The sequence below is a fragment of the Streptomyces sp. MMS24-W38 genome, from assembly GCF_059889265.1.
The window spans coordinates 2397896-2422441 of record NZ_JCBCPP010000001.1 but is presented as its reverse complement, the minus strand read 5'-3'; the positions used below and the strand labels follow the sequence as shown (position 1 = coordinate 2422441).

Here is a 24546-nt window from a genome sequence, read left to right as displayed (position 1 = left end):
GCCGTATCCGGGTTCTTCCGTTTCGTACCTTCAGCAGTCGAAACGTATCCCGGATACGGCGTGTTCTACGCATCAGCCCAGGTCAGACACCCACGGAAGCGACAGGAGAGCCGTTTTATATCGGCTCTGGTTCAGCGAACCGTCATCACTTGATGCGCACGTCCGAGACGACCGCCGAGTGGTCGGAGTAGAACTGGTCGCCCAGGTCACCGGGCAGCCGGTCGGCGATGGTGTAGGAGTTCTTGACCTGGACCGTCTGGCCCTTGGCGTAGATGAAGTCGATCCGATCCGCGGTGGTCATGCCCAGCCGGGGGCTCCATGTCATGCCGGGGGCCCGGCAGACGTTGGGGTTGGCGGCCCGGTAGGTGTCGACGAAGCCGGCATCGGTGAACTGGTCGGTAGCAGCCAGGTCATAGGACAGGCCGAAGTGGTCGGCGCAGCGGGCCCATTTCGAGGTCCAGTCAGATGCGGGCATCGTGTTGAGGTCACCACCCATCAGGACCGGCTCGTCGGCGGGGGCGTGGATGTCGACGTAGTCGAGGAAGTCGGAGACGTACTGCGTTTGGCGGCGGTCGGCGTCGACGATCTTCTTGGCGGGGACCTGCGGCTCGCGGCCGGCGGCGACGTCCAGGGCGTTGGCCTCGATCAGGTCGCCGACCCAGGGGTTGGTGTAGTTGCTCCACATGGTGAACGTGTTGATGGCTCGTCCGTCGTCGGCGATCACCCGGGCGCCGCCGATATGGAATGCGCCGGTCTCCTTGTAACCGGTCGGTGCGGGGAACACCTTGTCGATGTCGTAGTGGGTGAAGAGCCACAGGTTGTCGTTGCCGGTCGAGCTGGGTGTGATCTGGACGCCGGTCCAGTCTTCTCCGGTGGCCGCCTCGAGTCCGGCGACGATCTCGTCACCGGCGCCATAGGTTTCGACGGAGAAGAACACATCCGGGTCCGCCTCGACGATCTGGTGGATGACGTCCTGGCGGTTGTCGACATCGTCCCAGTTGTCGTCCAGACCGCCGTGGTAGATGTTCCAGGCCAGGACCCGCACATCGGTCGGCTTGCCTGCGTGAGCGGAAGGTGTTGCCGCGGCGGGGCTGGCGGCGAGTAGGGCAGCGCTGGTGATCAGGCTGGCGAGAACACGTTTCCGGTAAGTTGCCATGTCGCCAACGTAGTGATATTGGGTGAACGGTCAACTAGTGGCTATTTGAACACCGTTCGACGGGACTTCAAAGTTGAGCGGTGCGAAGGTGTCCGCGGGCTCGCCGGGTGGTGACGCAGCGTGTCCGTAGCCGCTGGTTCTCGGCGTTGTGGAAGCCGAACGCGTTGCGGGCGACGAGCTTGATCACGCGGTTGATGCCCTCGCTCTTGGCATTGCTGTGCCCGGTGTCGATGAAGGCCCCGATCTCGGGCCACCAGCGGTCGACAGTGACGGCGAGCTGCCGCACCTCGGGAATGTCGGAATCCGCGCACCAGGTGAGGAACTTCCAGCGAGCCTGCCCGACTTGGTGCCGATCCGCGCTGGTGCGGGCCAGGGCGAGGAGGTTGCGCAGATTCTCCTTGGCGATCCATGCCGTCAGCAACTCCTGCCCGATCTTTCCCTCATTCAGCAGCGCATTCCACATGTGCGTGAACTGTTCGTCGGTGAGGTCCTCGCGGTTGCGCAGCAGGCGCCGCCTGGCTTTCCACTCCGGGTCACTGGCGCGTCCGCGTCGGCCGCGGATCTCGGCGGTGGTGCGGCGCCGAACCATGGAGAGCATCTTGTTGGCGAGCTGGACGACGTGGAAGTGGTCGACCACGACGGTGGCGTGCGGCAGGGCGGTGCGCACGGCCGCGCGGTAGACGGTGGACATGTCGATGGCGACGTATGCGATGCTCTTGCGCCAGTTCAGCGGGGTGGTGGCGAGCCAGGCGAGCACGTCGGCGACCGTGCGGCCTTCGACCTGGCCGAGCAGTCCGCCGGTGCCGAGGGCGTCGACGAAGCCGGTGTGCCACCTCTCGCGTACCAGGTGCCACTTGCCGGTGTCCGGGTCCTGTTCCCAGCGGGGCCGTCCGCGCCGGGTCTCGTCGATGCCCAGCACCTGGACCTCGGGAAGGGGTGCTTCGGTGACCTCGCAGGCGGCGGTGCGGAAGGTGTCCATCACGGTGGGCCAGGACAGGTTCAGGTCACGGGCGGCCTGGATGACGGTGGACCCGGCGTCGCGTATCCGGCGTCCGGCGGCACTGCGTAGCCGCATGGTGATCCGTGCGCCGGCCGGTATCTGCGGGATCTGCTCGGTGAACGACCGGCGCGGGCAGCCGGGCTCCCGGCACCACCAGCGGCGCTTGTGCCAGCGCAACTCCAGCCCGCTCTCGCCGTAGGGCAGATCGCGGGGCCGAGTCGTCGCGGAGCCCTTCACCCGCGTGGCAAACACCCCGCACTCGGGGCAGGCCCGCGCCTGCTCATCGGCGGTGATCAGGTGCACCCGGCGGGTGCCGTCCTCCAGCCGCTCCACCCGGGCGACGGCCAGGCCGTCCAGGTCGAGCAGCAACGTCGTATCGTTGTCCAAGCCCGTGGTTTCTGGGTGATTGTTCTGCGTCGAGAACAGAAATGATCACCCATGGCCACGGGCATCCTGCTGCCAGGACCGTCCCCACTACCCTTGGTCCTCACGCAACGTGACAGCCAGACAGTCAACTCGGGACGCCACACCGCTCAAGTTCGAAGACCCGGATTTCCGGCGAAGAGGCTCCCGAGGCAGGGCACGCGGGGCCGCCGTCGTCGGAGCCGCGGAGAGACGTCCGGTCACGTGAGCATCGCGCTCGTCCAGCCGAGGTCGAACGGTGAACTGTCGAGACCGGCTCCTACGATGCCGGTCATGGCACGCTTCGAGGCTCTTCAGCCCTCCTTCTGGGACACCAGGAGCGACCACGGAGTGCAGCCGCCCCTGACCGACCGGATGGTCGAGGAGGCCGAGCGGCTGTTGGACGTCATACTCCCCGACTCACTGGTGACCCTGCTCCGCGATCAGAACGGCGGCCAGGTCGGCGACAGCCGGAACGCCTTCCCCACCGGCCGGGCGACCTCATGGAGCGCCGACCACGTCCCCTTCGACAGCGTGATGGGCATCGGTCACCGTGAGCGGACGCTGTCCCTGCTCGACAGCCCGTACCTGGTCGAAGAATGGGGCCTGCCCACGGCAGTGGTACTGGTCTCGGGTGACGGACACCACTGGATCGGGCTCGACTACCGGACCTGTGGCCGACACGGGGAACCGTCCGTCGCCTGGTTCGACGCGGACGACGACTCGGAACTGGCCCTCGCGCCGGACTTCCGCTCCTTCGTCGAGGGGCTCACCTCCGCCCGCGATGCCGAGAGCGAGCGGAGCGAAGGCTCCCCCGGCTGACCTCCCCGGCGAAGCGCCCACCGGCCGGGGCCGGTTCCCCTTCATGGGCCCCCTCACCGGGGCGGACGTCGCCTGATGCGGCACCGGTCAGTACAGCGGTGTCTGCGGCATGTGGTGCTCCGGCCAGAAGGGGTCGTGCGGAGGCTGGGGCGGGTTGGCCCGGGCCTCCGCGACGGCCTTCGCGAGACGGCTCGGCCATTCCGCTACCCACATCAGGGCGACCGTCCCGACGAGGGGCCAGAAGCCGTCGACCCGCAGCAGGCCGGTGAGCCAGACGATGAGCCAGAGCACCAGCGCGTTGACCGACACGAGGACCAGCGAGGCCACTCCGGGTACGGGCAGCGTCAGGGTCAGGGAGAACCGCAGCTGGAACAGGGCGACGACGACGGCGAGCGTCAGCCACTGCGTGCCCGTCGCTTCCACGCCGTCCAGCCACGCCACCGCGAGCGCCAGGCCCGCCCCGCACAAGAGGTAGCCGGCCAGCGAACGCAGGGCCCCGGGACGGCGGTGCTTCACCGGCACGGCGAGCACGAGCAGCAGCACCGTCTCCACGGCGGCGACGACGAGTGCGGCGGTGACGAGGGACTTGAGCCCACCGCCGAGCTCAACGGCCAACCCCAGCGCGGCACCCAGCTCCACCCCGGCCCACAACCCCGCAGGCCCCACCACCGTCAGGACGACGGCCGACAGCACCATGCCCAGCCCGACATGGACCATATGCCTGCGCAGCGGCGCGAAGAACTCCCAGTCGGAGCCGTCCCCATCGGGCTCCTCCGCCATGCGCCGCTGATTCCGCACCACGGCCCGCCCGAGCATCCGCCTCAGGGGCATGGGCACGAGGGTGACGACGGCGGTGAACACCGCGGCGAGGACGGCCACGGACCCCACCCGCTCGCCCACGGTGCCGCCGACCTGTAACCGGCCCACCACCTCGGAGGCCACCCACACCCCGACGGCCACGCACCCCGACTTCCTGATGACCCGCCCCGTTGTCTTCATGGAGACAGGGTCCCGCCCGGAACGCCGCGGCGGAACCCCACCGGCACACAGTCGCCGGCGCACCCGGCCGCAACCTCGACGACGGCTCCTCCCACTGGTGCCCGACCCCTGGCCTCACGACAGGCACGGCCGCCGAGCGGGCCTCCGGTGCCCGGTCCGTACACGCCGGACGGCTCCCGCCCTGCGAGCAAGGGGGGAGCCGTCCGGAGGCACCATCAGGGGGTCAGGCGTGACGGTGGGAATGCCGGTTGCCGGTGATGAGGCGGTACAGAGCGAGCAGGATGAGGGAACCGACGATCGCGGCGATCCAGGTGGAGAGTTCGAAGAACCCGTCGATGGAGTCGACGCCGAAGATCACCTTGCCGAGCCAGCCGCCGAGCAGACCGCCGGCGATGCCGATGAGCATGGTGATGACGATGCCACCGGGGTCCTTGCCCGGCATGATGAACTTGGCGATGGCGCCGGCGAGCAGGCCGATGACGATCCACGCGATGATGCCCATTGTTGTCTCCGTCCTGTCGTGAAGACTGTGTCAGGTCATCGTCTGTACCGTCCGCGCCCGGACAAACCTGCTCTTCGGACCGCGACCCCGACCTCGTCACCGGCGGCTCCGGTACAGCCCGGGCCCTGATCGTGGAGCCGGCCTCCGCCCGGCTCGCACGCGAATTGAACCGGCTGCCCGACACCACGGCTCGGCGGAAGCCCGCACCGCCCCGCCACCCCGGCGTCGCGCCCGCCGACACGCGGCTGAACCCCGATGAGGCACAACGACGAACCCCGCTGTCCGGCTCACGGTGTCCTGCGGGGTGGTGGCCCGGGCCGGATCGTCGGACCGGGCCACCACGACGGTGGTCGTCAGGAACGCGGCGTGTCGGTCGCAGAGGTTTCCTTGCCCGACCCGCCGGGCTGGTCGGTGAAGACCGTCAGGTGCCAGGTGCCGTTCTCCCGCGTGGCGGTGAAGGTGTCCTGGAGGGGCCTGCCCGCCTTGTCCTCGGCCAGGAGGCGGGCCGAGCCGACGTCCGGGCCCATGTCGTGCTGGATCCGCGCGTCCTTGATCTTCCACCCCCGTCCGCCCCGGTCGGCGAGGATCCGCTCGGCCTCCTGCCGGGACCACTCCTCGTCCTTGACGCCCCCGACCGACATCAGCCCGGCGGCGCTACGGGAGTTGAGGGCCCGCACGTAGGCTTCGACGGCCGCGCGGGCTCCGTCGGAGGATGCCGAAGCCGAGGACGAGGGTGCCGGAACACCCGGCGGCGCTTCATCCTCCTGGGACGAGCAGCCGGATGCGACGACCAGAGCGGCCGCCACGGCCAAGAGGCGTCGACGTTGCACAGCACACTCCTGTTCTCCGGTGAGGGAACGGGCGACCTGTCAGGTGCGGTGCGCTACCACCAGGTGCGCGGGTGGTCGGAGAGGATCTTCTTCAGGCTTTTGTCGTGGGTGTCGCTGGTGTGGCGGGTCAGAGCGGGCAGCGGTTCGACACGGCGGCGTCGACGTCCACGCCGGCCACCTGGGCCGTCATGGAACGAGTCGCCTGAACCTGCCCGCGAGCGGACTTCACCGCCGGACGGGCCGTTGTCAGCAGGTCGGCCCGCTGCTGAAGGCAGCCGTCGGCGAGCTGGGCGAGTTCGGTGGTGTCGGCGCTCGCCGACGGCGTCACCGTGGGCGAGGACGTCTGAGCGTGTGCCGGTGTGCCGATGAACGTGAGCGTCGCCGCCGCCGTGGTTGCGGCTGCGGTTGCGGCGATGACACGTCTGTGCCCCGTGGTGCGCATGAATCCCCCTGCATGAGCTGACGGGTCGGCCTCAGCCTGTATGTCAGGAGATCGAATGCGGACACGTCGTTCCCGTGTGGCGGGTTCCGGATCCAGGAATGGCCGGTTCCTGTTTGAGGTGTTTTCGATGTGAACCGGATCTGGTCCCGCTGGGGCATGCCGGCAAGGGTCTTGCGGCCCACCGGGCTCACGTCGTGCCTGCTGAGGAGCGCGGCAACACGCGAGAAGCTGCCCGGGGAGGACGATCTGTGAGGAGCGCCGCCGCTCGAGTCGCCCCGATGTGTGGTGACGTCATCCCGTGCCGTCCACATGGGGGCGTGCCGGGCGGCGCAGCGGGGACGTCCTGTCCCACACGTGCCAGCGCCCACCGCACACCGGGTCCGTCGCGTACGTCACCTCGGCCGGGAAGCCGTCGACTGCGACCCGCTCGGCCGGCGGATCGCCGAGGCGTCTGCCGCAGCGGGGGCAGTGGTCCGGGGTGCGCATGGGATACATGCCCATGGTTCTTCTCCCGCCTACGCCGGCGCCGACTGCGCGGACGCCGTCCACCCGCTCACCGCCACGGCGCCGGTGTCGCACGCCAGGACCCGCCAGGCGTCGGGGGTCCAGGCGAAGACAGCGTCCTGGCCGAAGCGGCGTCCCAGGTCACGCGCCGCGGTGTCGCTCAGACCGACGACGGCGACGCTCTCCTCGCGATGCGTGCCGCACGCGTCGCTTCCCTCCGCGGGCCACCAGGTGAGACCACGGCGACGGATCTCGTCGAGCAGCAGGCGCTGGGCACGGGCGTTGGCGTCGTCCGACGCGGTACGGCCACGGGGGTTCCAGGCGGTGATCACATGGACGACGGCGCCGCCGTCCTGCACCGGGAAGAAACCCTCGGCCGTGCCCCGAGGACGTGGTTCGACTCGAACGGCCCGGTCCCCGAACCGGATGTCGACGACGGCCGCCCGGTAGAGATCCCAGTTGAGGGGCGTACCGGCTGCGTCGGGAGCGTGCACAAGGGCCTCCTGTGGAACGAAGACCCCCTTACACCTCGTGCAGGGAGATCGGTGCTCGCCCCCACGGGATCACGGGGGCATCGGCCGCAAGATTTCATGATCCGGGCCCCGAAGCAAGAGTGTCGTGAAGACATTGCGGAAGATCGGCGCGGGTGTTGGCTTCCCGTCCGGCCGTGTGGTGGCCGACCCGCGCGAAGTGCGCGGAAAGCACAGATCACCGGGGTGCGGCAGCGCGCTACCGGGGTCCTTCGACTCCGGGAGGCTGCCCGACATGCCCGTACCCTCCGAGACGGATCCGGCCCGCGCGGGCCTGCCGGGGACCGACGCGGCCGAGGACGCGGACGGCGTCACGGTGTGCTGCATGCCTGGCCTTTGCTGGGGCTGTGGGGCGGACAGAGAGCGGTACGCGAAGGTGGACGGCCCTGAGGACGACGAGGGCGAAGACGACGACTCTCGCGTCCTGCACATCGTGGACGAGTACACCGGAGGGATGTCGGCCGCGATTTCACCGCGAGCGCGCCGAACCTGCGCTGGAGTGCGGACATCACCTACGTCCCCACCGAGGAGGGCCGGCTCTACCTCGCCGTCGTCCTGGACCTGTTCTCCCGCCGTATCGTCGGCTGGGCAATGGCCGACCGCATGCGAACCGAACTGGTCACCGACGCGCTCGCCATGGCGGTCACGGCCCGCAGACCCCGCCCCGGCCTCGTGCATCACAGCGACAAGGGCTCCCAATACACGAGTCTGACGTTCGGTCAGCGATGCGACGAGGCGGGGATCCGGCCCTCTACCGGCCGTACCGGCTCGTGTTTCGACAACGCCGTCACCGAGAGCTTCTTCGCCTCCTTGGAGACCGAACTCATCGACCGGACCGCCTTCCCCACCCGACACCACGCCGAGCAGGCCCTTTTCGCCTACATCGAAGGCTTCTATAACTCCCGGCGCCGCCATTCGGCGAACGGCCAGCTCAGCCCGGCCGAGTACGAACGTCGTCACGCCGCGAAGACACCACATAGAGTGCTCTACGCGGCCGCATAGCTCGCAAGCCCATCAGTGTCTGTCAGACCGGGACAACTCCATCTGGAACGCTGGCTATTCCAGGGCCTACGCGACCTTCCGGTACGTAGGACTGATGGCGGCGTGGATGGGAGCCGTTTTCGCTGTGGGAGCCACAGCCCTCGTGATCTTCATCTACGCGAGGTAGTAGCACCCTGCAAGAGAGAGTCGGTCGGTTGACATCAGCGGCTGACACCAACAGGCGCGGACAGCGCCGACCAACGCCGGATGGCAACGGATGGTCAGCCAAGGAAACCGGGCGGTTGGCCGACGTTGCCGACTCCCCGTGATCGACCTGATAAAGATGAGGCTCGAACCTGTCCCAGGCGGGGCGCCGCCCTCAACCGGTGGGCGACGCCCCGCCGGCTTGACTGGGTCATTGGTACTCCACCGACCGCGTGGCCTGCTCGATCTAGGCCACCACCACGTCGGCCGCTACATCAAGACCTCCACTTCACATGGGAGATCACCCGAAGGACTCGGGGCCGAAGCGGCCGATCGCCACGAAGACGATCGGGGCGAGATAAAGCAGGTCCAACAGCATTGCCTTGGGTTCGTGGCGTCGGATGCGCAGGATCACCGCACCTATCATGATCGCCGCCAGACCTACGGCAGACAGTGGCACCAGGATCGGCGCGATGTCGAGCAGGGCGGGCAGGATCAGGCCGATCGCGCCCAGGACCTCGAGTGCTCCGAGGGCTCTGACGAAGCCAGGGTTGACGTGGTTGACCCATCCCTGGGCGCCACGAGCCTCGGCCAGCTTTTCCTTGCTAACGAACAGCTTGCCGCCCCCAGCAAGCAGGAAGAGTGCGGCCAGGAGGCCGGCAACAATCCACAGCGCAGTGTTCATGAGGTTCTCCTTGACGGTTACCTTGGCCCTTCCGGGCCCGTCATCACCCATGACGGAACTCGCTTGTGGGAGGTAACAGCATGGCCGGATCCGGTCCGGAGGAAGCTGTCGCAGAGGCGTTCGAGGAGCAGCGTGGGCGCCTTGTGGCGGTGGCCTATCGGATGCTCGGATCGCGGGCGGACGCTGAGGACGCGGTGCAAGAGACATGGCTGCGGCTGGCGCGCCAAGACGCGGCCACGATCGACAACCTCGCCGGCTGGCTGACCACGGTGGTGGGCCGAGTGTGCATTGACGTGCTGCGCTCGCGCACGGCCCGGCCGGAGGCGTCCTACGAGGACCGGCTGCCCGAGTTGATCGTGACCGACGACGGCGGCGGAGCGCCCGAGGACGACGCGCTGCTTGCCGAATCGGTCGGGCTGGCACTGCTGGTGGTGCTCGATTCCCTCCGGCCTGCCGAGCGGCTGGCGTTCGTCCTGCACGACATGTTCGCGGTGCCGTTCGAGGAGATCGGTCAGATCATCGGCAGGTCCACCGACGCTGCCAAGATGCTCGCCAGTCGGGCCCGCCGGAAGGTACAGGACACGCCTCGCCCAACCGATGAACGGCAGCAGCGCGCAGTGGTCGATGCGTTCATCTCTGCAGCGCGGAGCGGAGACTTCGAAGGGCTCCTGCGGGTGCTCGACCCGAGCGTGACCTGGCGCACCCACACCGCTCGCGGCGTGGTCGTCAGGCTGGGGGCGACCGAGGTGGCCGGTAGGATGCAGCGCGCGGCTCACGTGAAGGCAACTGCGCGCCCCGTCCTCGTCAATGGTGAACCCGGGATCATGGCGTGGGACGTGAATGGCAAGCCGGCGGGCGTCATGGCCTGCACTGTGGTCGATGGACGGATCGTCGAGATCCTGTCGGTGACCGATCCGGAACGCCTCGCGTCCATGTACCTCCCGGAACGGGCCGACTACTGACTTCGGCGCTTTGAGGTCACGGTGGTGACAGCCCGGTCCCGGCCATGAAGCCGTCGAGTGTCGTGGGCCGGTACTGCAGGCTCTTGAGCCGATTACGGACCAAGGCCACGAGCCGGCCGACCGTTCCAGAGGTGAGGTTGGCCAGGCTTCCCTTGCACTGCGACCACACCCCCTCCACCGGATTCAACTCCGGCGCATAAGCGGGCAGCAGGAAGACCGTCAACCAAGTTCGTGCGGCGACCAGTTGCCGCATCGCCTTTGAGGTGTGGGTGCCCAACCGGTCCCAGACCAGGACGATCGGCGCCTTCACCAGCTGATGCGCGCTGTCGATCAGCCGGATGTAGTCGTCCTCCGACAGGCTGCGCCGCTCGCCCTTGCGGCCGCGGTGGACCCGCAGGCGGTAGCACAGCCGGGTCCGCGACCCGGGCCGCAGCGCGACCAGTCCCGCCATGGAGATCCGGCCCGGGCTCCGGCGGCCGGACACCCTCACCAGCGGGGTGTGTCCGCGCCGGCCCCTGGGGGCACCCCCGGGCGGAGCCTGGGGGAGTGCGCCCCTTGGGCGGCCGCTGCTGCCGGCCGGCCTCGTCCTCGAAGCAGATCCAGCCGCCGACGGCCGCCCTGGTCCTTTTACCTCCGGCCAGATGTCTTCCTTCCCGGCGGTGATCGCCGCCTCGTCGCGCTCGGCCGCCCGGCGGGCGGGCATCTGCGGGGTGAAGCCGAGCCGGCGCATCAGCCGGGTCGCCCCGGAGACGCTGTAGGAGATGTGAAACGTGCGGCCGATCAGCGTGGCGACCCGGGCGCCGGTCCATACCTGGTCCTCATCCCAGCCGTGCGCGGCCGGCCCCTGCTCCAGCATCGCGGCCAGCTTCCCGCACAGCGCCGGGCGGAGTCTGCAGCGCTGCCCACCGGGCCCCCGGGAGGCCAGCGCCGCCGGCCCTCCATCGGACCAGGCACGCCGCCACTGGTAGGCGGACTTCGATGTCACCCGCAGCAGCCCGGCGACCTCCGGCGCACTGGCCCCGGCCGCGAACAGCTCGGCGGCCCGCAGACGCAGCGCCTCGCGCCGCGCGCGTTCCTGGGCGGTCATCCCGCCGCTGTCTGCGTACCTCATACCTTCCGGTGTAGCGCTGTCGCCGCGTACCGCCACCCAGGCGGGCCGTCACCGGTCAGACCTCAAAGCGCCGAAGTCAGTAATGGGCAGTGGAGGAAGGGGGGGCAGACGGCGGTATCGGGAACCGCACCGTAGACCAGGTGTCGGGGGACGGGGTTTTCTCCCCAACCAGGTACACGCGAACGTGGCCAGCTGCGCGGTCGCCACAGGGCCAGGGCCGCCCGGCGTAGACCAGGTAGACGGCGACCTGGGCGTTTTCGATCCTGCCTGCGGTGCCGGTGTACTGGCGCTGGACGCCGACGGTGTCAGTGCCCTTCTTCACGTCCCCGGTCTCGTCGACCACCAGTACTGCCTGGTCGTCGTGCAGGTGCTCCACCACGTACTGGCGCAGGTCGTCGCGTACCTGGTCGGCGTCCCACTTGGCCCGGCCGAGCAGATGCTGCATGCCGTCCGGGGTCTTGTCCCCAGCCCACTCGGCGATGGTCCAGCAGTTCTTGCGCGGCAGATCCGACAGCAGTCCGAGCACCAACTGCCTCACCCTGCGCCGGGGCTCGACCCGTGCGAACCGTCCCGCGATCCGGCTCATCAGGCCCTCGAACGCCTCCTGCCAGCGGGCAGGGTCTACGCTGTGACCTGCGGCCACCGCATGATCTTCAGTCTTCACACGCCGATGGTCAACGGTGGCCGCATCCGTCTCCCCAACGCGTCAGGGTCGCGCAGCGTCCGCCTGCCGTCCTGTGTCAGGAGGACATGTGCAACGTGGCGAGGTCTGGTGGGCCGCGTTCGACGAGCGGCGGCCGGTCGTACTGCTGTCGGGAGACGACGCGTCCGGGATCCGGGTGATGCAGGTCGTCGCTCCAGCGGGCGTCGACATCAGCGGTCTGGGCATCGAAGTGGCAGTAGGAGCCGTGGAAGGACTGCCCTTTGAAGGCGTGCTGCGGATCGCGTTCCCTCGTCCAGGCTTTACCCCTTGCACGTGGCTGACCACAGTGTCCCGGGACGACCTGATCGAACAAGCGGGCATCCTGTCCTCCGCGAAGCTCAGCGAGATTGAGGATGCCCTCCGTCTCGGTGAGCAGGCGAAGGAGCGGACCCCAGCGACGACCGCGAAGCTCAGCGAAATCAGGGACGCCCTCCGTCTCGGTCGACTCGGGTAGGCGGAGAAGGAACGGACGCCCCTGATGACGTGGTCGATCTCGTCCAGATGATCGACGCTGGCCACCTGTCTCCTCGGCGCCCTCACGATCGAGATCACGATCTACGGCTGGAGTACTAGGCCAGGATGCGAGCCGGGAAGGACCTGCGGGAAACCAGCGGCAACTGCCCGTTCGGTCCCGATATCCTGAGCTGCCTGCCTTGGCGCGCCGCGACCCTGACGGTCGAGGAGGCAGAGGTGGTGAGGGAGATGAGCTGTGCCAGTTCGTCCCGCGCGATCCCTGTGACCACCTCGTTGCCACAGACGAGAACGGCGAACACCAAGGGCGCCGGTTCGGATCTGATTCTCTTCTTGTCCTCGCCGGAGAAGGTGAAGAAATAGTCTCCGGGGCCCCTGCCGTCGTTGTACTTGATGAACAGGTGGCGGTCGTGGTTCACCACGTAGTGTCCGTACTTCACGCTGGCTCGGTTGAGCGCGGTGAACTTCTCCGAGTCGGCGATCGACACCAGTGCGGCACCGTGCATGAAGTCCTTGTGATCAATCACTGTTGTCCCCCTCCGGCCAACGATGGATCGATGAGCGGTCGTCAGGCAGACGTGCCGGTGCGGAAGTCAGCGCTGACGATGTACCGGAACAATTTCCCGGACCAGTCGCCACACTCCGCTCGACGGGTTCACCTTGGCCTCCTCACCCGTCTTCGCGAGTTTCCGCGCACGCTCGGTAGCGTCCGGCCAACCCTCTCGGTAACGGGCGAAGTCGAACTCGCCAGCTGCCTTGCTGTAGTGGGGGTGGTGAGCAGAGAGGTGCCTCTTCGCCTGCGGGTATCCGGTGACTGCGGCACGGTGGTCACGGAAATGCAGGAGCAGCCATAGTTCGAAGCAGGGGTTCGACAAGGCGACTTCGACGCCCTCGTCCGCAGCCAGCCCCAGGGCCTCGTCCAAGTGTGCGAACTCGTCCACGTCCAGCACACACCAGGCCTGGTGGTAATGGTCGCCGGCCTTGTCGCGTTCGGCGACGGTATGGCGTACCACCGAAACGGGATCCTGAGCACAGATCTTGATCTTCACCGCAACCGCACGGTTGTCCACGGACGCCAGCAAGCCCTTCAAGTAGGCCGGCTCGGTGTTCATCGCCCCGCACACCACCAGGATGGGCGGCAGGGGATCCCGGTGAGCGGGCCTGCGGCGCAGAGTGGACTCACGCCTCGGTGTCTTCCTGCCGTCCGCTTTCGGCTGCCTCGCCACCCGCTCCCCCTCGCTCGGCAATCGCCAATGCGAAGGTATCGTCGATCACTGGTACCGCACCATAACTTCCGCTCAGATAACGCCTCTCCCGGTTCTCGTCCTGCCGCGGCCGGAAGTCGGACAGCGGGTAGAGAGAGGTCTCGCCGAACTCGTTCTTCGACGCGAACCAGATCTGGTCCCGTTTGAGAATGTCCTCACCGGCCTTGCGGCCCAGCAGGCTCACGTCATGACTGGTGAACAGGAGTTGGGCGCCGTGCGGATTGCGTTCCGGGTCCTGGAAGAGGCCGACGAGGAAAGCGCTCAGGCGGGGATGCAGGCTGCTGTCCAACTCGTCGACGACGAGGGTGCCGCCCCTGCGGGTGACGCGCTCCAGCGCGAGTGCGTACTCCACGATCGCCCTGGTGCCCGAAGACTCCGCGGACAGAGGAAGTTCGAAGGAGCCGTTCCTGCCGGTGTGCCGCAACCAGATTTCGTACCGAACGCGGCGGGGGCTGCGCTGCGTGACGAGCAGTGCCCTCGCCGCTTGCGTGTCCACGGACGGCTCTCCCTTGGGCTGGGCCCGGCCGTCCTCGTACAGGTCCTCTTCCACACTCTCCACCCGGAAGTCCTCGATACCGAGATCCGCAGCGCGCAGAAGATCCCGCAGATGCGTCGACTCGCCCGTCCTGTCCAGACGCCACGCCAGATCCCGCGTCAGCAGGTGTGGACGACGGATGGAATGGCCCAGCACGGGACCACCGAACACCAGCTCATCGCGGAACCAGCGGTACACCCGACTGAGTGAGGTCGCGAACGTTTTGGACCGGGCCGCCATGGAGAGGAAAAGAGCGCTTGGCGCGGTCACTTCCGCCACTGTGGTCAACGCCTTGGCATCCCGCTCCGAGCTGCCGACACGGAAGTCCTCGCCGTCCCGCTCGAACACCACCCGTTTGCGGCCCGTCGGATAGGCGTAGAGCCATTCGCCGACGACGCTCTCGTCGTCGACCTCGAAGCCGTAGCTGTACCGCACTCCGTGCAGCAGGAGATCGGCGACGTACCAGGAGGACTCCGAGGGTGCCACGGTGTCCAGTAAGAAGGGCTGCCTGCGCATTCCCTCGCCGTCCTCCGCCAGGAGCGGAGAGCGGATCACCATGGTCGCCATGTAGCGCAGCGCGTCCACGACATTCGACTTGCCGGCCGCGTTCGACCCGAAGATCCCCGCCACGGGAACCGCGTGCCAGGACGTACCCGTGGGCCGGTCCCCGTCGTACACCGGATGAAGCTGCCACTCCAGCTCGTCCCTGATCGACCGGTGATTGGCCACCCGGAAGTTGAGAAGCACCTCGTACCCCCTTCCAGAACCTGGTTTCACCGGACTTCGTGCAAGTGAATCGTCGGTAATGAGACTTGGCAAGCCGAAATCGGTAATCAGGTGGGTGAACGAACCGTTCTGACAGTGTTCTCGAAACTTTGAGGAACAACTCGTCCGGAACCTCCGCCGCCCGTCTGCCCAGGGCGGGCGTGATGCGCGGTTCCTGTGTCGGCAGCGGGAACGAGCGGGGCTCGAGCCCTCCGTGACGTCCACGACCCGCCGATGTCGAACCCCTCCCTGGCCGGCCGACGGGGACGTACGCCGGCCTGGGGGTTCCGCTGTGATCACCGGGGGCGGTGGGATGCGGCGGAACAAGGAGGGGCACCGAGAAGGCCGGGCAGGGGCACCCGTACGAGCCGGAGAGCGCGTCGACGTCGCTCGCGGCGACCCGGGCCGTGCCGTACCCGGCCGGGGAAGGGACATGAACCGCTGGGTCGGCATCGTGGCGCTGCGGGACACCGCGGCGCCGACGCCCGTACACCGCATCGCGCTCGCCATCGAGGCCGCGCGGAAGCGGATGTCGTACCAGCTCAATGGCCGCGAGGTGTCCTATGCGCGGATGCGGGCGGCATTGCGGACGCTCGGTCAGGAACACGCGCGCCGCCACGAGTGGGATCGATACACCTACTGTCCTGCTCTCCCACGCCCTCCCGTACCCCGACTGCCTCGTCACCGAGGACCACGTGCTGTTGCGGCTGCACGGGGAACCCGACACAGCCGTTCTCTCCCCGTTGACCGCAGCGGGCATGGACGCTTACCTGTCCGATCACACCGCGATGAAGGAGCCGACCTCCAGTGGCACCCCGTAAGTCATCCCGCACCGCTCCCGAACACGGCGACTGGGCGGTTCCGTACCAGCCCGCCGACGTGGCCGACCTCGACCCGGCGACCGCCGACCGACGTGGCGGGATACCGAACCCACCGCTGACGGAGGCCGTGTACCGGGTCGTCGAGACCGAGGGGCCGATCCACCGGCAGGTCCTCCTCCGGCACCTGGGTGAGCTGTTGTACAAACCCAGGCCGACGAAGGCCCGAGTGGACACCGCGGTGGATCGGCTGCGGGACGAGGGCCGGATCGCCGAGGCGGACGACTTCCTCGACGTTCCCGGCCGGCCGTGCGCACAGGCCCGCTGGCCGCTGCCAGGCCTCATCCCGCGGCCCGTCGAGCACATCGCACCGGCCGAGCGCCGACGCGCGCTGCTCGGCCTCGTCGAAGACCGGCCGCGCACCCTCGGAGCGGAGGAGGCCGTCGCCGAAGCCCTGGCGCTCTTCGGCTGGTCCGCACGGAACGGAGCAGCACGGGCCAAACTCATGGCGGACCTGTACCGACTCCGCGACACCGGTGCGGTCACCGGCTGGCCGGACAAGCTGGAACCGGCTGAGGAAAGTTGAACGTGGCCCTCGGCCGGGGCCCCGACCGAGCACGTGAACGAACGCTGCTCAGACCCCCCGCTCGTGCTCACGTACGTAGGTGTAACCGCGGGGCAGTTCGTGCGGCCCGGCCAGGCCGGCTCTCCTGTGGTCTTCTCGGTAGGCGGCTTCCGCCTCAGGGCTTGCTGCTTTGCCGAGGTGGCCTATGCGCATCAGGTGCCCCGAGACGCGATGGGCGCTCGTGCCGTACGCAGCGCCGGTCGCCCCTTCCCGAAGATCCTCGTGTTCCGCCACCCGTAGCGTCGGGGCGTAGCAGAGCAGCGGAACCGGTGTCTCTCCGGTCCGTGCGGGATAGTGCAGCACGGCTGCCCCGTTGACGCTGCCCTGCTCCCACGTGAGGACCCCGCGTGCGAGCAACCGTTCGATCGCCCCACGGATCTTCTCCGTCGGAGGCCGTTCCGTCTGCGCACGCTCGATGGTGTTGCGGACCAGCGCCTCCTGAGGGAGCAGAGCCCGGCCCTTCTCGTCGAGGTAGCCGAGTTCACGCAGTGCGCTCAGCACGAGCTCCTCCACCCGGTCCACGCGGGCGTCGAACGCCGCGAGTTCACGGGTCATGATCCTCGGGTCGTAGTCGTAGTGGACCACGGTGCCGCCGAAGACAACGGGCTTGTCCAGCGGGGTGTAGGTCAAACGGAGCTTCCCCCACGTCTCCCATCGCGCCGACACACGCGTTCCGGGAAGGACAAAGGACTGCCACGTCACTCCTGTCAGCAGTGGTTCAGCACTCTCCACCCGGAGCCTGGCCCCCTCCTGCTCGTCCAGGACCCCGATGCGGCGACGCCCTCGCAAAAATATGAGGTCCAGCGGCTCATGAGGGGAGGCCCGGTCAGCCATCTCGGCCGGCACAGGGATGGTGCCGTGCAGGAGATGCCCGGCACGCACGTGGAACTTCCACTCGACGGTGCGCCCGGTGTTGATCACCGAGTAGGGCAGCCCACCGTCATGTTCCTCTACGACGACCCGCGCGAGGTCCTCGGACTGAAGGGACGACTCCCGAGTATCCGCGACCACCGACGGCCCACCGGCGCCTTTCCACGCTTGCTGATCGCTCTCCGCAGCCGAGGCGGCAATGCGTCCGTAACAGCCGTTGCACAGAAGAGAGTCACCGCGGACGGCGACAAGACGTGCGGTCTTTGCCGAGGTGCACCGCGAGCAGGTGAAGGTCGCGACCGACTCCAACCGGACGAAGTGGATGTCGCCACGAGGTGGGTAGGTCTTGGCGATCCTCTTGCCGAGAAGCTCTTCACCGACGTTCATGTCCGCCCGTCCCCTGGATGCCCTGCCGTCCCGATTCTTCCTCAGCTGCGGCAGGGTTTGAAGACGGGTACGGCTCAGGTCTGCGGATACGCCGGCACGATGTGCTCGACCAGGCGCCACATTCCGGTCGATGGATTCCTCTTGTGCTCCTCACCCGGCTTTGCCAGCTCTCGTGCGCGTTGCACGGCCTGCGGCCAGGACTCCCGGTAGAGGTGGAAGGCGAACCGGTCCGCGGCCTTGCTGTAGCCGTGGTGGTGGGGGACGAGGTGCCGCTCGGCTTGCCGGAAACCGTCGACCGGGGCACGGTGGTCGCGGAAGTGGAGCAGCAGCCACAGCTCGAAGCACGGGTTCGACAGGGCGACGTCGATGTGTTCGGCACGGGCCAGCCGCAGCGCCTCGTCGAGATGCGCGAAATCGTCCACGTCGAGGACGCGCCAGGTGTGGTCGTAGTGGTCGTCCGCCCGTGTACGCTCACCGGCCGCGTGCCGGACCACGGACACCGGGTCCTGTGGACAGACCTTGACCCGTACGTCCACAGCACGGTTGTCGACCGACTTCAAAAGACCTTTGAGACAAGCCGGTTCCGTGTTCTTGGCTCCGCACACCACCAGGATCGTCGGTAACGCGTCCCGGTACGCAGGCCTGCGGCGCAGCGTGGACTCACGCCTCGGAGTCTTCCGCCCGTCCCGTTTCGGATCCCTCGCCACCCGTCTCCCCCCGCCCGGCGATCGCCAGCGTGAACGTGTCGTCGATCATGGGCACCGCGCCGTAGCTTCCATCGAGATAGCGCCGCTCCCGGTTCTCGTTCTGGCGCGGTCGGAAGTCGGACAGCGGGTACAGCGAGCTCTCCCCGAACTCGTTCTTCGTCACGAACCAGATCTGGTCCCGCTTCAGGATCTCCTCCCCGGCCCTGCGGCCCAGCAGGCTCACGTCATGGCTGGTGAACAGCAACCGGGCACCATGCGGGTTGCGTTCGGGGTCCTGGAAGAGAGCTACGAGGGAGGCTGTCAGGGCCGCGCCGGGGCGGGCCGGAGGTGCTTCACGAAGAGGCCGTCCAGGACCTCCCACTCGCTGGCCCGGTCCACCACCTCCACGGTGCGCCCGTCCAGGGTGGGCGTGGCGCGCGGGTCCTCGGCCGGCAGCAGGAGCCACAGACCGTGCGGGGTGTCGGCGGGGCGGCGCGCCGACTGCTGGAGAGCGGCCAGGAGTTCACGGCCGCCGGCCTCCCAGTAGCGGGCGATCAGACCGGCCTCGTGGGCGAGCAGGACGGTGCGCGGACCGGAGCGTTCCGCAAGGTCCACCACGCGCTGTCGGACCCGCTCGGCCGCCGACCGCGTGTACGAGGCGAGCGCCGCGCCCAGCAGGCCGGTCGCCGTGAACTTGGCGTCCGCCTTCAACAGGGCCTGCCAGCGCACGGACTGCTCCTCGGCCAGCTCCTTCAACGCGTCCAGGAACAGGGTGTTCAGCGGGACATCGGTCATCTCGAACCGCTCCGCCAGCGCCCGCGCGGTCCCCGGCAGCTCGGCGCCCTTCAGGGTCAGGGCCACGAAACCGCCCCGGCGGCGGGCCTCGCTCAGCCGCGCGGACAGCACCTCACGCGGATCCCTGCCCTCGGCGATACGGCCCTGCGCGGCGGCGTAGAGGGAGCTGGTGCTCGTCAGGACCGAGGAGGGCAGTCCCAGCCGACTGGCCGTACCGTCCTGGACCCGTGGGAAGAAGCGGCGCCGTTCCTGGTCGTGGACCAGGGGGAAACCCGCATCCGCGAGAGCCTCGGCCAGCTCCACGTACGTCGTCTCGTCCAGCACCGCGAGGCCGGGGAACCTCGCCCGGACCCGCGAGAGCAGGTCCGATGTGGTGATGCCGGTGTCGGGGCGGACACCCGCCGGTGCCTGCGAGATGCGCAGGGCACGGTCCAGGCCGAGGGAGAGCGGGAACAGCTCCAGCCGGGGGGAGAAGGCCACACCGCCCGCCATCGACGCGGCCAGCTCCACCAGCCGGGTGTCGGCGAGCGGCGCCATGCCCTCCGGTGCCGGTACGGAGCGCAGCTCCCTCAGCACGGTGGCGCGGCCGGGCAGCGGGTCGCGCCCGGCCAGATCGGTCGCGTGTTCGCCCACCAGGGCCGCGTAGTCGGCGAGCTCGGCGGGCGTCGGATCGTCGGCGCCCGGCTGGTCCTCCAGCGCGATGACGACCCGACCGCCACGACGCTGCACGGCGAACCGCGGTGGGAGTTCGGACCCGTCAGCGGACCCGGCGCCGGACTGCTCCTCGTCCCGCTTGCGGATCTCCGCCTCGACCGCGGCCCGCACCACGGCCAGCGCCTTGGCCTGGGCCTCGGCCGGATCACCCGCGCCCGCGCCGTGCCGGACGCGCAGTTCCGAGGCCAACTCCTCGGCCGTGGACACCCGGTCCCGGTCGGTGAGGATCGCCACCAGCTCGTCGCGCACCCTGCCCAGCCACGGCAGCTCGGCCCACGCCGCGATCGCCACCTGCTGGTTCTGCGAAACGGTCGGCTGGCTGACGCCCAGGGCCTTCGCGATCAGACTCTGTGCCGGCCACGGCTCCATCGCCTCCCCGGCCTCCAGTACTCCCGGAAGCTGCAAGGTGGCCCGCACCACGTCCGGACGGGGGCGTGTGCGGCGCTTGCCCGCCGGAGGCGTGAGGCGCGCGGCCAGCGTGTCGACCGACTCCAGTACCTCCTCCTGCGCATCGGGCGGGATCTCCGCGGGCTTCTTCGCGGCGGGCCGCCGGCGCAGCGCCTGCGTCCACTGGCGGTGGCGGCGGTTCAGCTCCTTGCGGATCGCGTTGCCGGCACCACGGGCCCGGGAGATGTAGTGCGGCGGGATGTCCAGGAGCTGCTCGACGGTCTGGGCCTTGAGGCTCTCGGCGACCGACACGGCCCGCGGGGACAGGCCCGCCGCCGCCAGCGGCGTCTTCAGGTCGGCCGCCTCGGCAGCCTGCTCGCGAGCGTCCTCCAGATCCTCCGCACCGATACCGACCGTGGCCGGAGTCGTCGCGGGAGGCGCCGCGTCCGCCCTGCGGAAAACCTGCCGCCACGCCTCCTGCACCTGCCGCAGACTGTCGTACCGCTGTTCCACGTCCCGGTGCAGCGCCCGCTCGAAGAAGCCCTTCAGACCCTCGCTCAGGGCCTGCGGGAAGAGTTCGGCCGACACGTGCAGCTCCGCGTCGGTGACCAGTCGCGGGTCTCCCTGGCCGTCCCCCCACACGGGCCGCTCACCGGAGGCCATCTCGTGCAGGGTGACCGCGGCGGCGTACCACTCGGCGTGATCGTCGTAACGCGAACGGCCCACCCCGCCGAGGAACGGATCGAGATACCCGCGCGTACCCGCGTGCACGTCCTGGTCCGGGGCGTCGGCCAATGAGAAGTCGAACAGCATCAACTGCCAGGAGCCGTCACTGCGCTTGAACAGACCGAGGTTGTCCGGCTTGACGTCCCGGTGTCGCACCCCGCGCGCGGCGAGGGCGTCGAGAGCGTCGAACAGGTCGTTGCCGAACCGCTCCAACTGGTCGTATCCCAGGGGGCCCTGGTCACGGAGCCGCGATCCGAGACTCACCGGCTCCCGGTCGTCCCCGCTGCGGAAGCCACCCGCGTACTCGATCTCCAGGACCGTGTGACCGGCCAGCTCACGCGGCTCGGCGAGCAGCTTCACGATGCGGCCGCCGCCGACCTCCTTCAGCGCCTTCGCCTCCGCGTGCAGACGGGCTTCCTTCTCCTGGTCCAGGGCCACCTTGAACACACGGAGGGAGTCCTCGCCGTCCTCGGCGGAGGTACGGCGGACCAGGAGCGCACGAGCCGTGGCGCCGGTGCCGAGCACGCGCGCCACCGTCCAGGTGCCGTCCAGCGGCTGTCCCGGCTGCACCGTGAGCGGATCGACGGCCGGGCCGCCTGCGGGCTGCGGCGCCGCCGCGTCCGCCTCGGCGGCGGCCAGCAGTTCCAGGAACTCGTCGACCGACGCCGGACGGTCCCTCACATCGGCGGCCGTGGATCGGAAGACGAGAGTGTCGAGAGCAGCCGAAACGGAATCGGAGACGGCGTACGGATGCAGGCCCTTGTCGCTCTGCAGCCGCTCCAGCATGGCGCTGCGCCGGTCGGCCGGGGGACGTCCCGTGAGCAGCAGATAACTGAGCGAGCCGAGACCGAAGACGTCCAGGTCGACCGGATCGGCGAACTCCTGGTCCGTCTCCGGCGCCAGATAGACCTGTGCCGTGTCCGCGATCAGCCCCGCGTCCAGCGGTGTGTCACCGAGCGAGCGGTGCATGGTCGTCTCGAAGTCGCGTGCCGCGGTCTGCCAGTCGGCGATCCGCAGGACGGGCTCACCGCCGTCCTCGCGCGCCGAGACGTAGACCGAGCGGGCGGACAGTGCCCGGTGGTACAGGGAACGGTTGTGCGCGTAGCGCACCGCTTCGGCGAGCTGACGTACCAGATCGAGGCGCTGAGCGGGGGCGAGCTGCCCGCCGTACGCATCGAGGTAGGCGTCCAGCCGGAGATCCGACTCACGGTGCCGGAAGAGGATCGCCGGGCCACCCTGGTGCTCGCGGATCTGCGCCGCCTGCACGATGCCGCGGTGGTTGATGCCCTGCAGCACCTGGTACTCGCGGCGGGCGGCCCGGTCCACCTTCGCTCGTTGCTCGTCGGACGCGGCGGCACCGGACAGGTATATGCGGACACGGCCGCTCTCCTGGACGAGCCCGTCGTCGCGCACCGCCAGCCGGTCCTCCCAGCCCGGTCCCGCGTCGAGCGCGCGGGGCTCGAGCTTCCAGTCGTCCCCGAAACGCAGGTGCGCGGTGGAGTGGCTGATGCCGATCTTCTGCATCAGCCGTTCCAGGCGCTCGCTGATCACCGGAGTGACGCGCCAGCTCTCCCGCTCCGGCGGGCGGCCCAGCAGGTCGTCCCAGATCTTCGGCAGGCCGCTCGCGCCGTCGTTGCGACCGAAGACGGATGTGCGCTGGAACTCGTCCAGCCCGCTCACCAGACCGGGGTCGTGGAGGAAGACCGCCGGCTTGATGAACGGGACGTCCCGGGGAGCCAGACCGAGTGTCCGGGCGGCGCGCTCCAGCTGCCCCTTCAGCTCCTTGGCCTTCAGGTCGGTCAGATGAAGGGGGTTGCGCAGCGTGCGGACCCGATCGCCGTGGAACTGCCAGGTGTCACCGTGGTTCACGACCCGGCCGGGGTGCCCCTTCAGCTCCAGCAGGTACAGGCCACCGGGCACGGCGATCAGCACGTCGCACTCGTTGGTCCTGCCGGACGCCGCGGTGAACTGGAACGTCGCCCACGCCCGGTACGGCTCGGTGCGCGGCATCAGACCGCGAACGTGGTCCAGCCCATCCTGCTCCCACCGGAATCCCGACCGCCGCGGCTGGAACCAGCGCTCACGGGGAGCGGGGGCAGCCGGTTTCGGGGCAGCGGACACCGAGCACCTCCAGGAGACGGCGGAAGCGGGGAGACCCACGCCGCAGCGTGCTGAGCCTCCTCTGACGACAGGACCAAAATCCTAGTCGCCCCCTCTGACAGAGTTAGGGGCCGTTCTCTGCGGGGGCGGGTGTCGGAACACGGCTCCGGCGCTCGCTCGTCGAATCCCCCGAGGCGTGCGGACGTGGGGCCGGTGCCGACCGGTGAATATGGCTGGCTTCACCGCGTCCGTGATCGCTAGCCTCGCCCACCATGAAGCGGCGCCGGCAGAAGAAGCTCTCCCATCAGCTCTTCGAAGCGACTCTGGCAGCAGACACCGCCCGCGTGCAGGCACTCCTGCGGGCAGGAGCAGACCCGGAGCGAGGAGACAGCGACGGAACCACACCTCTCTGTCTGGCGTCTGTGCAGGGGGAAGCCGAGGTCGCACGCCTGCTCCTGGAAGCCGGGGCCTCCCCCGACACCGAGAGCCGGGGAGTCGGCTCGGAAGGCACACCGCTGTGCGCGGCCGCGTGCTGGGGGCACACCGAGACCGTGCGTGAGCTGTTGGCGCACGGCGCCGACCCGAACCTTCGTGAAGACCGCGGAACGGGCTGGTCTCCCTTGGACTGGGCGAACAACGGCCCCCACCCCGCGACTGCCGGACTGCTCGTCACAGCGGGAGCGAGACCTTACGTGGGAGCCGTTCGACAGCCCATGACCTGACCGTTGAACCACCGAGGTCACCTTTGCGACAGGGCCCGTCCGTGCCGTCATTGCGGCCCGTACTTGCGGCCCGTTCGTGAGGAGAAGCCGCCCAGGGCGCCGCGTGGGACCAGCTTCGCCGCTCCCATCAGGGCCTTGTACCGCGGATCAGGGATCGACACCGACTTGCCGCGGGCCAGGTCTGCGAGGGCTGCCTCCGCCACCTTGTCCGCGTCGAGCCACATCCAGTTCGGGATGCTGTCCGTCCCCATCCCCGCCCGCTTGTGGAACTCGGTGCGGACGAAGCCGGGGCACAGCGCCATCAGGCGTACGCCGTTGCCCGCCAGGTCCTGTGCCGCGCCCTGGGTGAACTGCACCACCCACGCCTTGGAGGCCCCGTAGGTCCCGCGAGGCACGAACGCGGCGGTCGAGGCGACGTTCACGACGCCTCCGCGTCCGCGCTCCCGCATCGCCTCCGCCGCCGCCGACGTCAGCCGCAGCACCGCCTCGCAGTGGACCTTGAGCATTCTCAGCTCGTCCGCCATCGAGACCTCGAGGTACCGGCCCTTGTTGCCGAAACCCGCGTTGTTGATCAGCAGGTCGACGGGGTTCCTGCGGTCCCCCAGCCGCTCGGCCACCACCTCGATGCCCTTGTCCTCCGCGAGGTCGGCCCTCAGCACCTCCGCCTCGATGCCGTGGCGGTCGTGGAGCTCGGTCGCCTGCTCGCGGAGCCGGACGATGTCGCGGGCCACCAGCACCAGATCATGCCCGTCGGCTGCCAGCTTCCGCGCGAACGCGGCACCGATCCCAGCCGTCGATCCCGTAATCAGAGCGGTTGTCATGGCGCAAGACTAGTTACCCGGAGTGC

Annotated in this window: 23 protein-coding genes and 2 pseudogenes; 6 read left to right on the top strand and 19 right to left on the bottom strand. The window is 69.0% G+C overall.

The features are described 5' to 3' along the window. Window positions 1-145 precede the first annotated feature (145 nt). Together AC6F7H_RS09680 and AC6F7H_RS09675 are read right to left on the bottom strand one after the other, a co-directional pair. Window positions 146-1156, bottom strand: coding sequence for an endonuclease/exonuclease/phosphatase family protein (locus AC6F7H_RS09680; RefSeq protein ID WP_500756559.1), 1011 nt, complete (start codon window positions 1154-1156; stop codon window positions 146-148). A 67-nt stretch (window positions 1157-1223) separates the two neighbouring features. Further along, entirely contained in the window at window positions 1224-2543 is a 1320-nt protein-coding gene (locus AC6F7H_RS09675; protein ID WP_500756557.1) for an ISL3 family transposase, read from the bottom strand. A gap of 309 nt (window positions 2544-2852) precedes the next feature. Here AC6F7H_RS09675 and AC6F7H_RS09670 point away from each other — a divergent pair, with 309 nt between their 5' ends. Beyond that, the gene (locus AC6F7H_RS09670; protein ID WP_500756556.1) at window positions 2853-3380 is read left to right on the top strand and encodes an SMI1/KNR4 family protein; all 528 of its coding nucleotides are present in this window, start codon (window positions 2853-2855) and stop codon (window positions 3378-3380) included. An 87-nt stretch (window positions 3381-3467) separates the two neighbouring features. On the opposite strand, the gene AC6F7H_RS09665 is transcribed toward AC6F7H_RS09670, so the two are convergent. From AC6F7H_RS09665 to AC6F7H_RS09640, 6 genes are all read right to left on the bottom strand, one after another. Next, the gene (locus tag AC6F7H_RS09665) at window positions 3468-4379 is read right to left on the bottom strand and encodes a hypothetical protein (RefSeq protein ID WP_500756554.1); all 912 of its coding nucleotides are present in this window, start codon (window positions 4377-4379) and stop codon (window positions 3468-3470) included. Window positions 4380-4602: 223 nt separating this feature from the next. Beyond that, window positions 4603-4881 (bottom strand): GlsB/YeaQ/YmgE family stress response membrane protein, encoded by a 279-nt coding sequence (locus AC6F7H_RS09660; protein WP_500756552.1) that lies wholly within the window; start codon window positions 4879-4881, stop codon window positions 4603-4605. Between the two features lie 353 nt (window positions 4882-5234). Beyond that, window positions 5235-5711: a hypothetical protein gene (locus AC6F7H_RS09655; RefSeq protein WP_500756551.1), complete on the bottom strand. Its 477-nt coding sequence runs from the start codon at window positions 5709-5711 to the stop codon at window positions 5235-5237. 127 nt (window positions 5712-5838) lie between these two features. Further along, window positions 5839-6153, bottom strand: coding sequence for a hypothetical protein (locus AC6F7H_RS09650; protein ID WP_500756549.1), 315 nt, complete (start codon window positions 6151-6153; stop codon window positions 5839-5841). Window positions 6154-6444: 291 nt separating this feature from the next. Beyond that, a complete protein-coding gene (locus AC6F7H_RS09645; protein WP_500756548.1) occupies window positions 6445-6654 on the bottom strand; it encodes a hypothetical protein in 210 nt (69 codons plus the stop codon). A 14-nt stretch (window positions 6655-6668) separates the two neighbouring features. After that, complete coding sequence (locus AC6F7H_RS09640; protein ID WP_500756546.1) at window positions 6669-7151, bottom strand: DUF3293 domain-containing protein; 483 nt, start codon at window positions 7149-7151, stop codon at window positions 6669-6671. Between the two features lie 444 nt (window positions 7152-7595). On the opposite strand from AC6F7H_RS09640, the pseudogene AC6F7H_RS09635 reads away from it, so the two are divergent. Continuing rightward, a pseudogene (locus AC6F7H_RS09635) lies at window positions 7596-8189 on the top strand (IS3 family transposase); the annotation flags it as partial. Between the two features lie 484 nt (window positions 8190-8673). Here AC6F7H_RS09635 and AC6F7H_RS09630 read toward each other — a convergent pair. Then, the gene (locus AC6F7H_RS09630) at window positions 8674-9057 is read right to left on the bottom strand and encodes a DoxX family protein (protein ID WP_500756544.1); all 384 of its coding nucleotides are present in this window, start codon (window positions 9055-9057) and stop codon (window positions 8674-8676) included. A gap of 80 nt (window positions 9058-9137) precedes the next feature. Here AC6F7H_RS09630 and AC6F7H_RS09625 point away from each other — a divergent pair, with 80 nt between their 5' ends. Then, the gene (locus AC6F7H_RS09625; RefSeq protein ID WP_500756543.1) at window positions 9138-10019 is read left to right on the top strand and encodes a sigma-70 family RNA polymerase sigma factor; all 882 of its coding nucleotides are present in this window, start codon (window positions 9138-9140) and stop codon (window positions 10017-10019) included. 16 nt (window positions 10020-10035) lie between these two features. Here the strand turns inward: AC6F7H_RS09625 and AC6F7H_RS09620 are convergent, their stop codons facing one another. Both AC6F7H_RS09620 and AC6F7H_RS09615 read right to left on the bottom strand, forming a co-directional pair. Then, complete coding sequence (locus AC6F7H_RS09620; protein WP_500756541.1) at window positions 10036-11130, bottom strand: IS630 family transposase; 1095 nt, start codon at window positions 11128-11130, stop codon at window positions 10036-10038. A gap of 217 nt (window positions 11131-11347) precedes the next feature. Beyond that, window positions 11348-11716: pseudogene (locus AC6F7H_RS09615) on the bottom strand (IS701 family transposase); the annotation flags it as partial. A 166-nt stretch (window positions 11717-11882) separates the two neighbouring features. Between AC6F7H_RS09615 and AC6F7H_RS09610 the strand changes: the two are divergent. Continuing rightward, complete coding sequence (locus AC6F7H_RS09610) at window positions 11883-12287, top strand: type II toxin-antitoxin system PemK/MazF family toxin (RefSeq protein WP_376505212.1); 405 nt, start codon at window positions 11883-11885, stop codon at window positions 12285-12287. Between the two features lie 115 nt (window positions 12288-12402). Here the strand turns inward: AC6F7H_RS09610 and AC6F7H_RS09605 are convergent, their stop codons facing one another. From AC6F7H_RS09605 to AC6F7H_RS09595, 3 genes are all read right to left on the bottom strand, one after another. Continuing rightward, entirely contained in the window at window positions 12403-12792 is a 390-nt protein-coding gene (locus tag AC6F7H_RS09605; RefSeq protein ID WP_500756539.1) for a hypothetical protein, read from the bottom strand. Window positions 12793-12897: 105 nt separating this feature from the next. Continuing rightward, window positions 12898-13428: an RloB family protein gene (locus tag AC6F7H_RS09600; protein WP_500761732.1), complete on the bottom strand. Its 531-nt coding sequence runs from the start codon at window positions 13426-13428 to the stop codon at window positions 12898-12900. 55 nt (window positions 13429-13483) lie between these two features. Continuing rightward, window positions 13484-14851, bottom strand: coding sequence for an AAA family ATPase (locus AC6F7H_RS09595; RefSeq protein ID WP_500756538.1), 1368 nt, complete (start codon window positions 14849-14851; stop codon window positions 13484-13486). Between the two features lie 825 nt (window positions 14852-15676). Here AC6F7H_RS09595 and AC6F7H_RS09590 point away from each other — a divergent pair. After that, a complete protein-coding gene (locus AC6F7H_RS09590; protein WP_500756536.1) occupies window positions 15677-16273 on the top strand; it encodes a hypothetical protein in 597 nt (198 codons plus the stop codon). A 48-nt stretch (window positions 16274-16321) separates the two neighbouring features. Here AC6F7H_RS09590 and AC6F7H_RS09585 read toward each other — a convergent pair whose 3' ends face one another. From AC6F7H_RS09585 to pglW, 4 genes are all read right to left on the bottom strand, one after another. Further along, window positions 16322-17569 carry a hypothetical protein gene (locus tag AC6F7H_RS09585; protein ID WP_500756534.1) on the bottom strand — a complete coding sequence of 416 codons (1248 nt, stop codon included), beginning with the start codon at window positions 17567-17569 and terminating at the stop codon, window positions 16322-16324. 74 nt (window positions 17570-17643) lie between these two features. Continuing rightward, the gene (locus tag AC6F7H_RS09580) at window positions 17644-18174 is read right to left on the bottom strand and encodes an RloB family protein (protein WP_500756532.1); all 531 of its coding nucleotides are present in this window, start codon (window positions 18172-18174) and stop codon (window positions 17644-17646) included. A 55-nt stretch (window positions 18175-18229) separates the two neighbouring features. Then, complete coding sequence (locus tag AC6F7H_RS09575) at window positions 18230-18520, bottom strand: AAA family ATPase (RefSeq protein ID WP_500756530.1); 291 nt, start codon at window positions 18518-18520, stop codon at window positions 18230-18232. Window positions 18521-18576: 56 nt separating this feature from the next. Continuing rightward, window positions 18577-22998 (bottom strand): BREX system serine/threonine kinase PglW, encoded by a 4422-nt coding sequence (gene pglW / locus AC6F7H_RS09570; protein WP_500756528.1) that lies wholly within the window; start codon window positions 22996-22998, stop codon window positions 18577-18579. Window positions 22999-23249: 251 nt separating this feature from the next. Between pglW and AC6F7H_RS09565 the strand changes: the two genes are divergently transcribed. Continuing rightward, window positions 23250-23699: an ankyrin repeat domain-containing protein gene (locus tag AC6F7H_RS09565; RefSeq protein WP_500756526.1), complete on the top strand. Its 450-nt coding sequence runs from the start codon at window positions 23250-23252 to the stop codon at window positions 23697-23699. Between the two features lie 47 nt (window positions 23700-23746). Here the strand turns inward: AC6F7H_RS09565 and AC6F7H_RS09560 are convergent, their stop codons facing one another. Further along, window positions 23747-24520, bottom strand: a complete 774-nt coding sequence (locus AC6F7H_RS09560) for an SDR family NAD(P)-dependent oxidoreductase (protein WP_500756524.1) — start codon at window positions 24518-24520, stop codon at window positions 23747-23749. Window positions 24521-24546 lie beyond the last annotated feature (26 nt).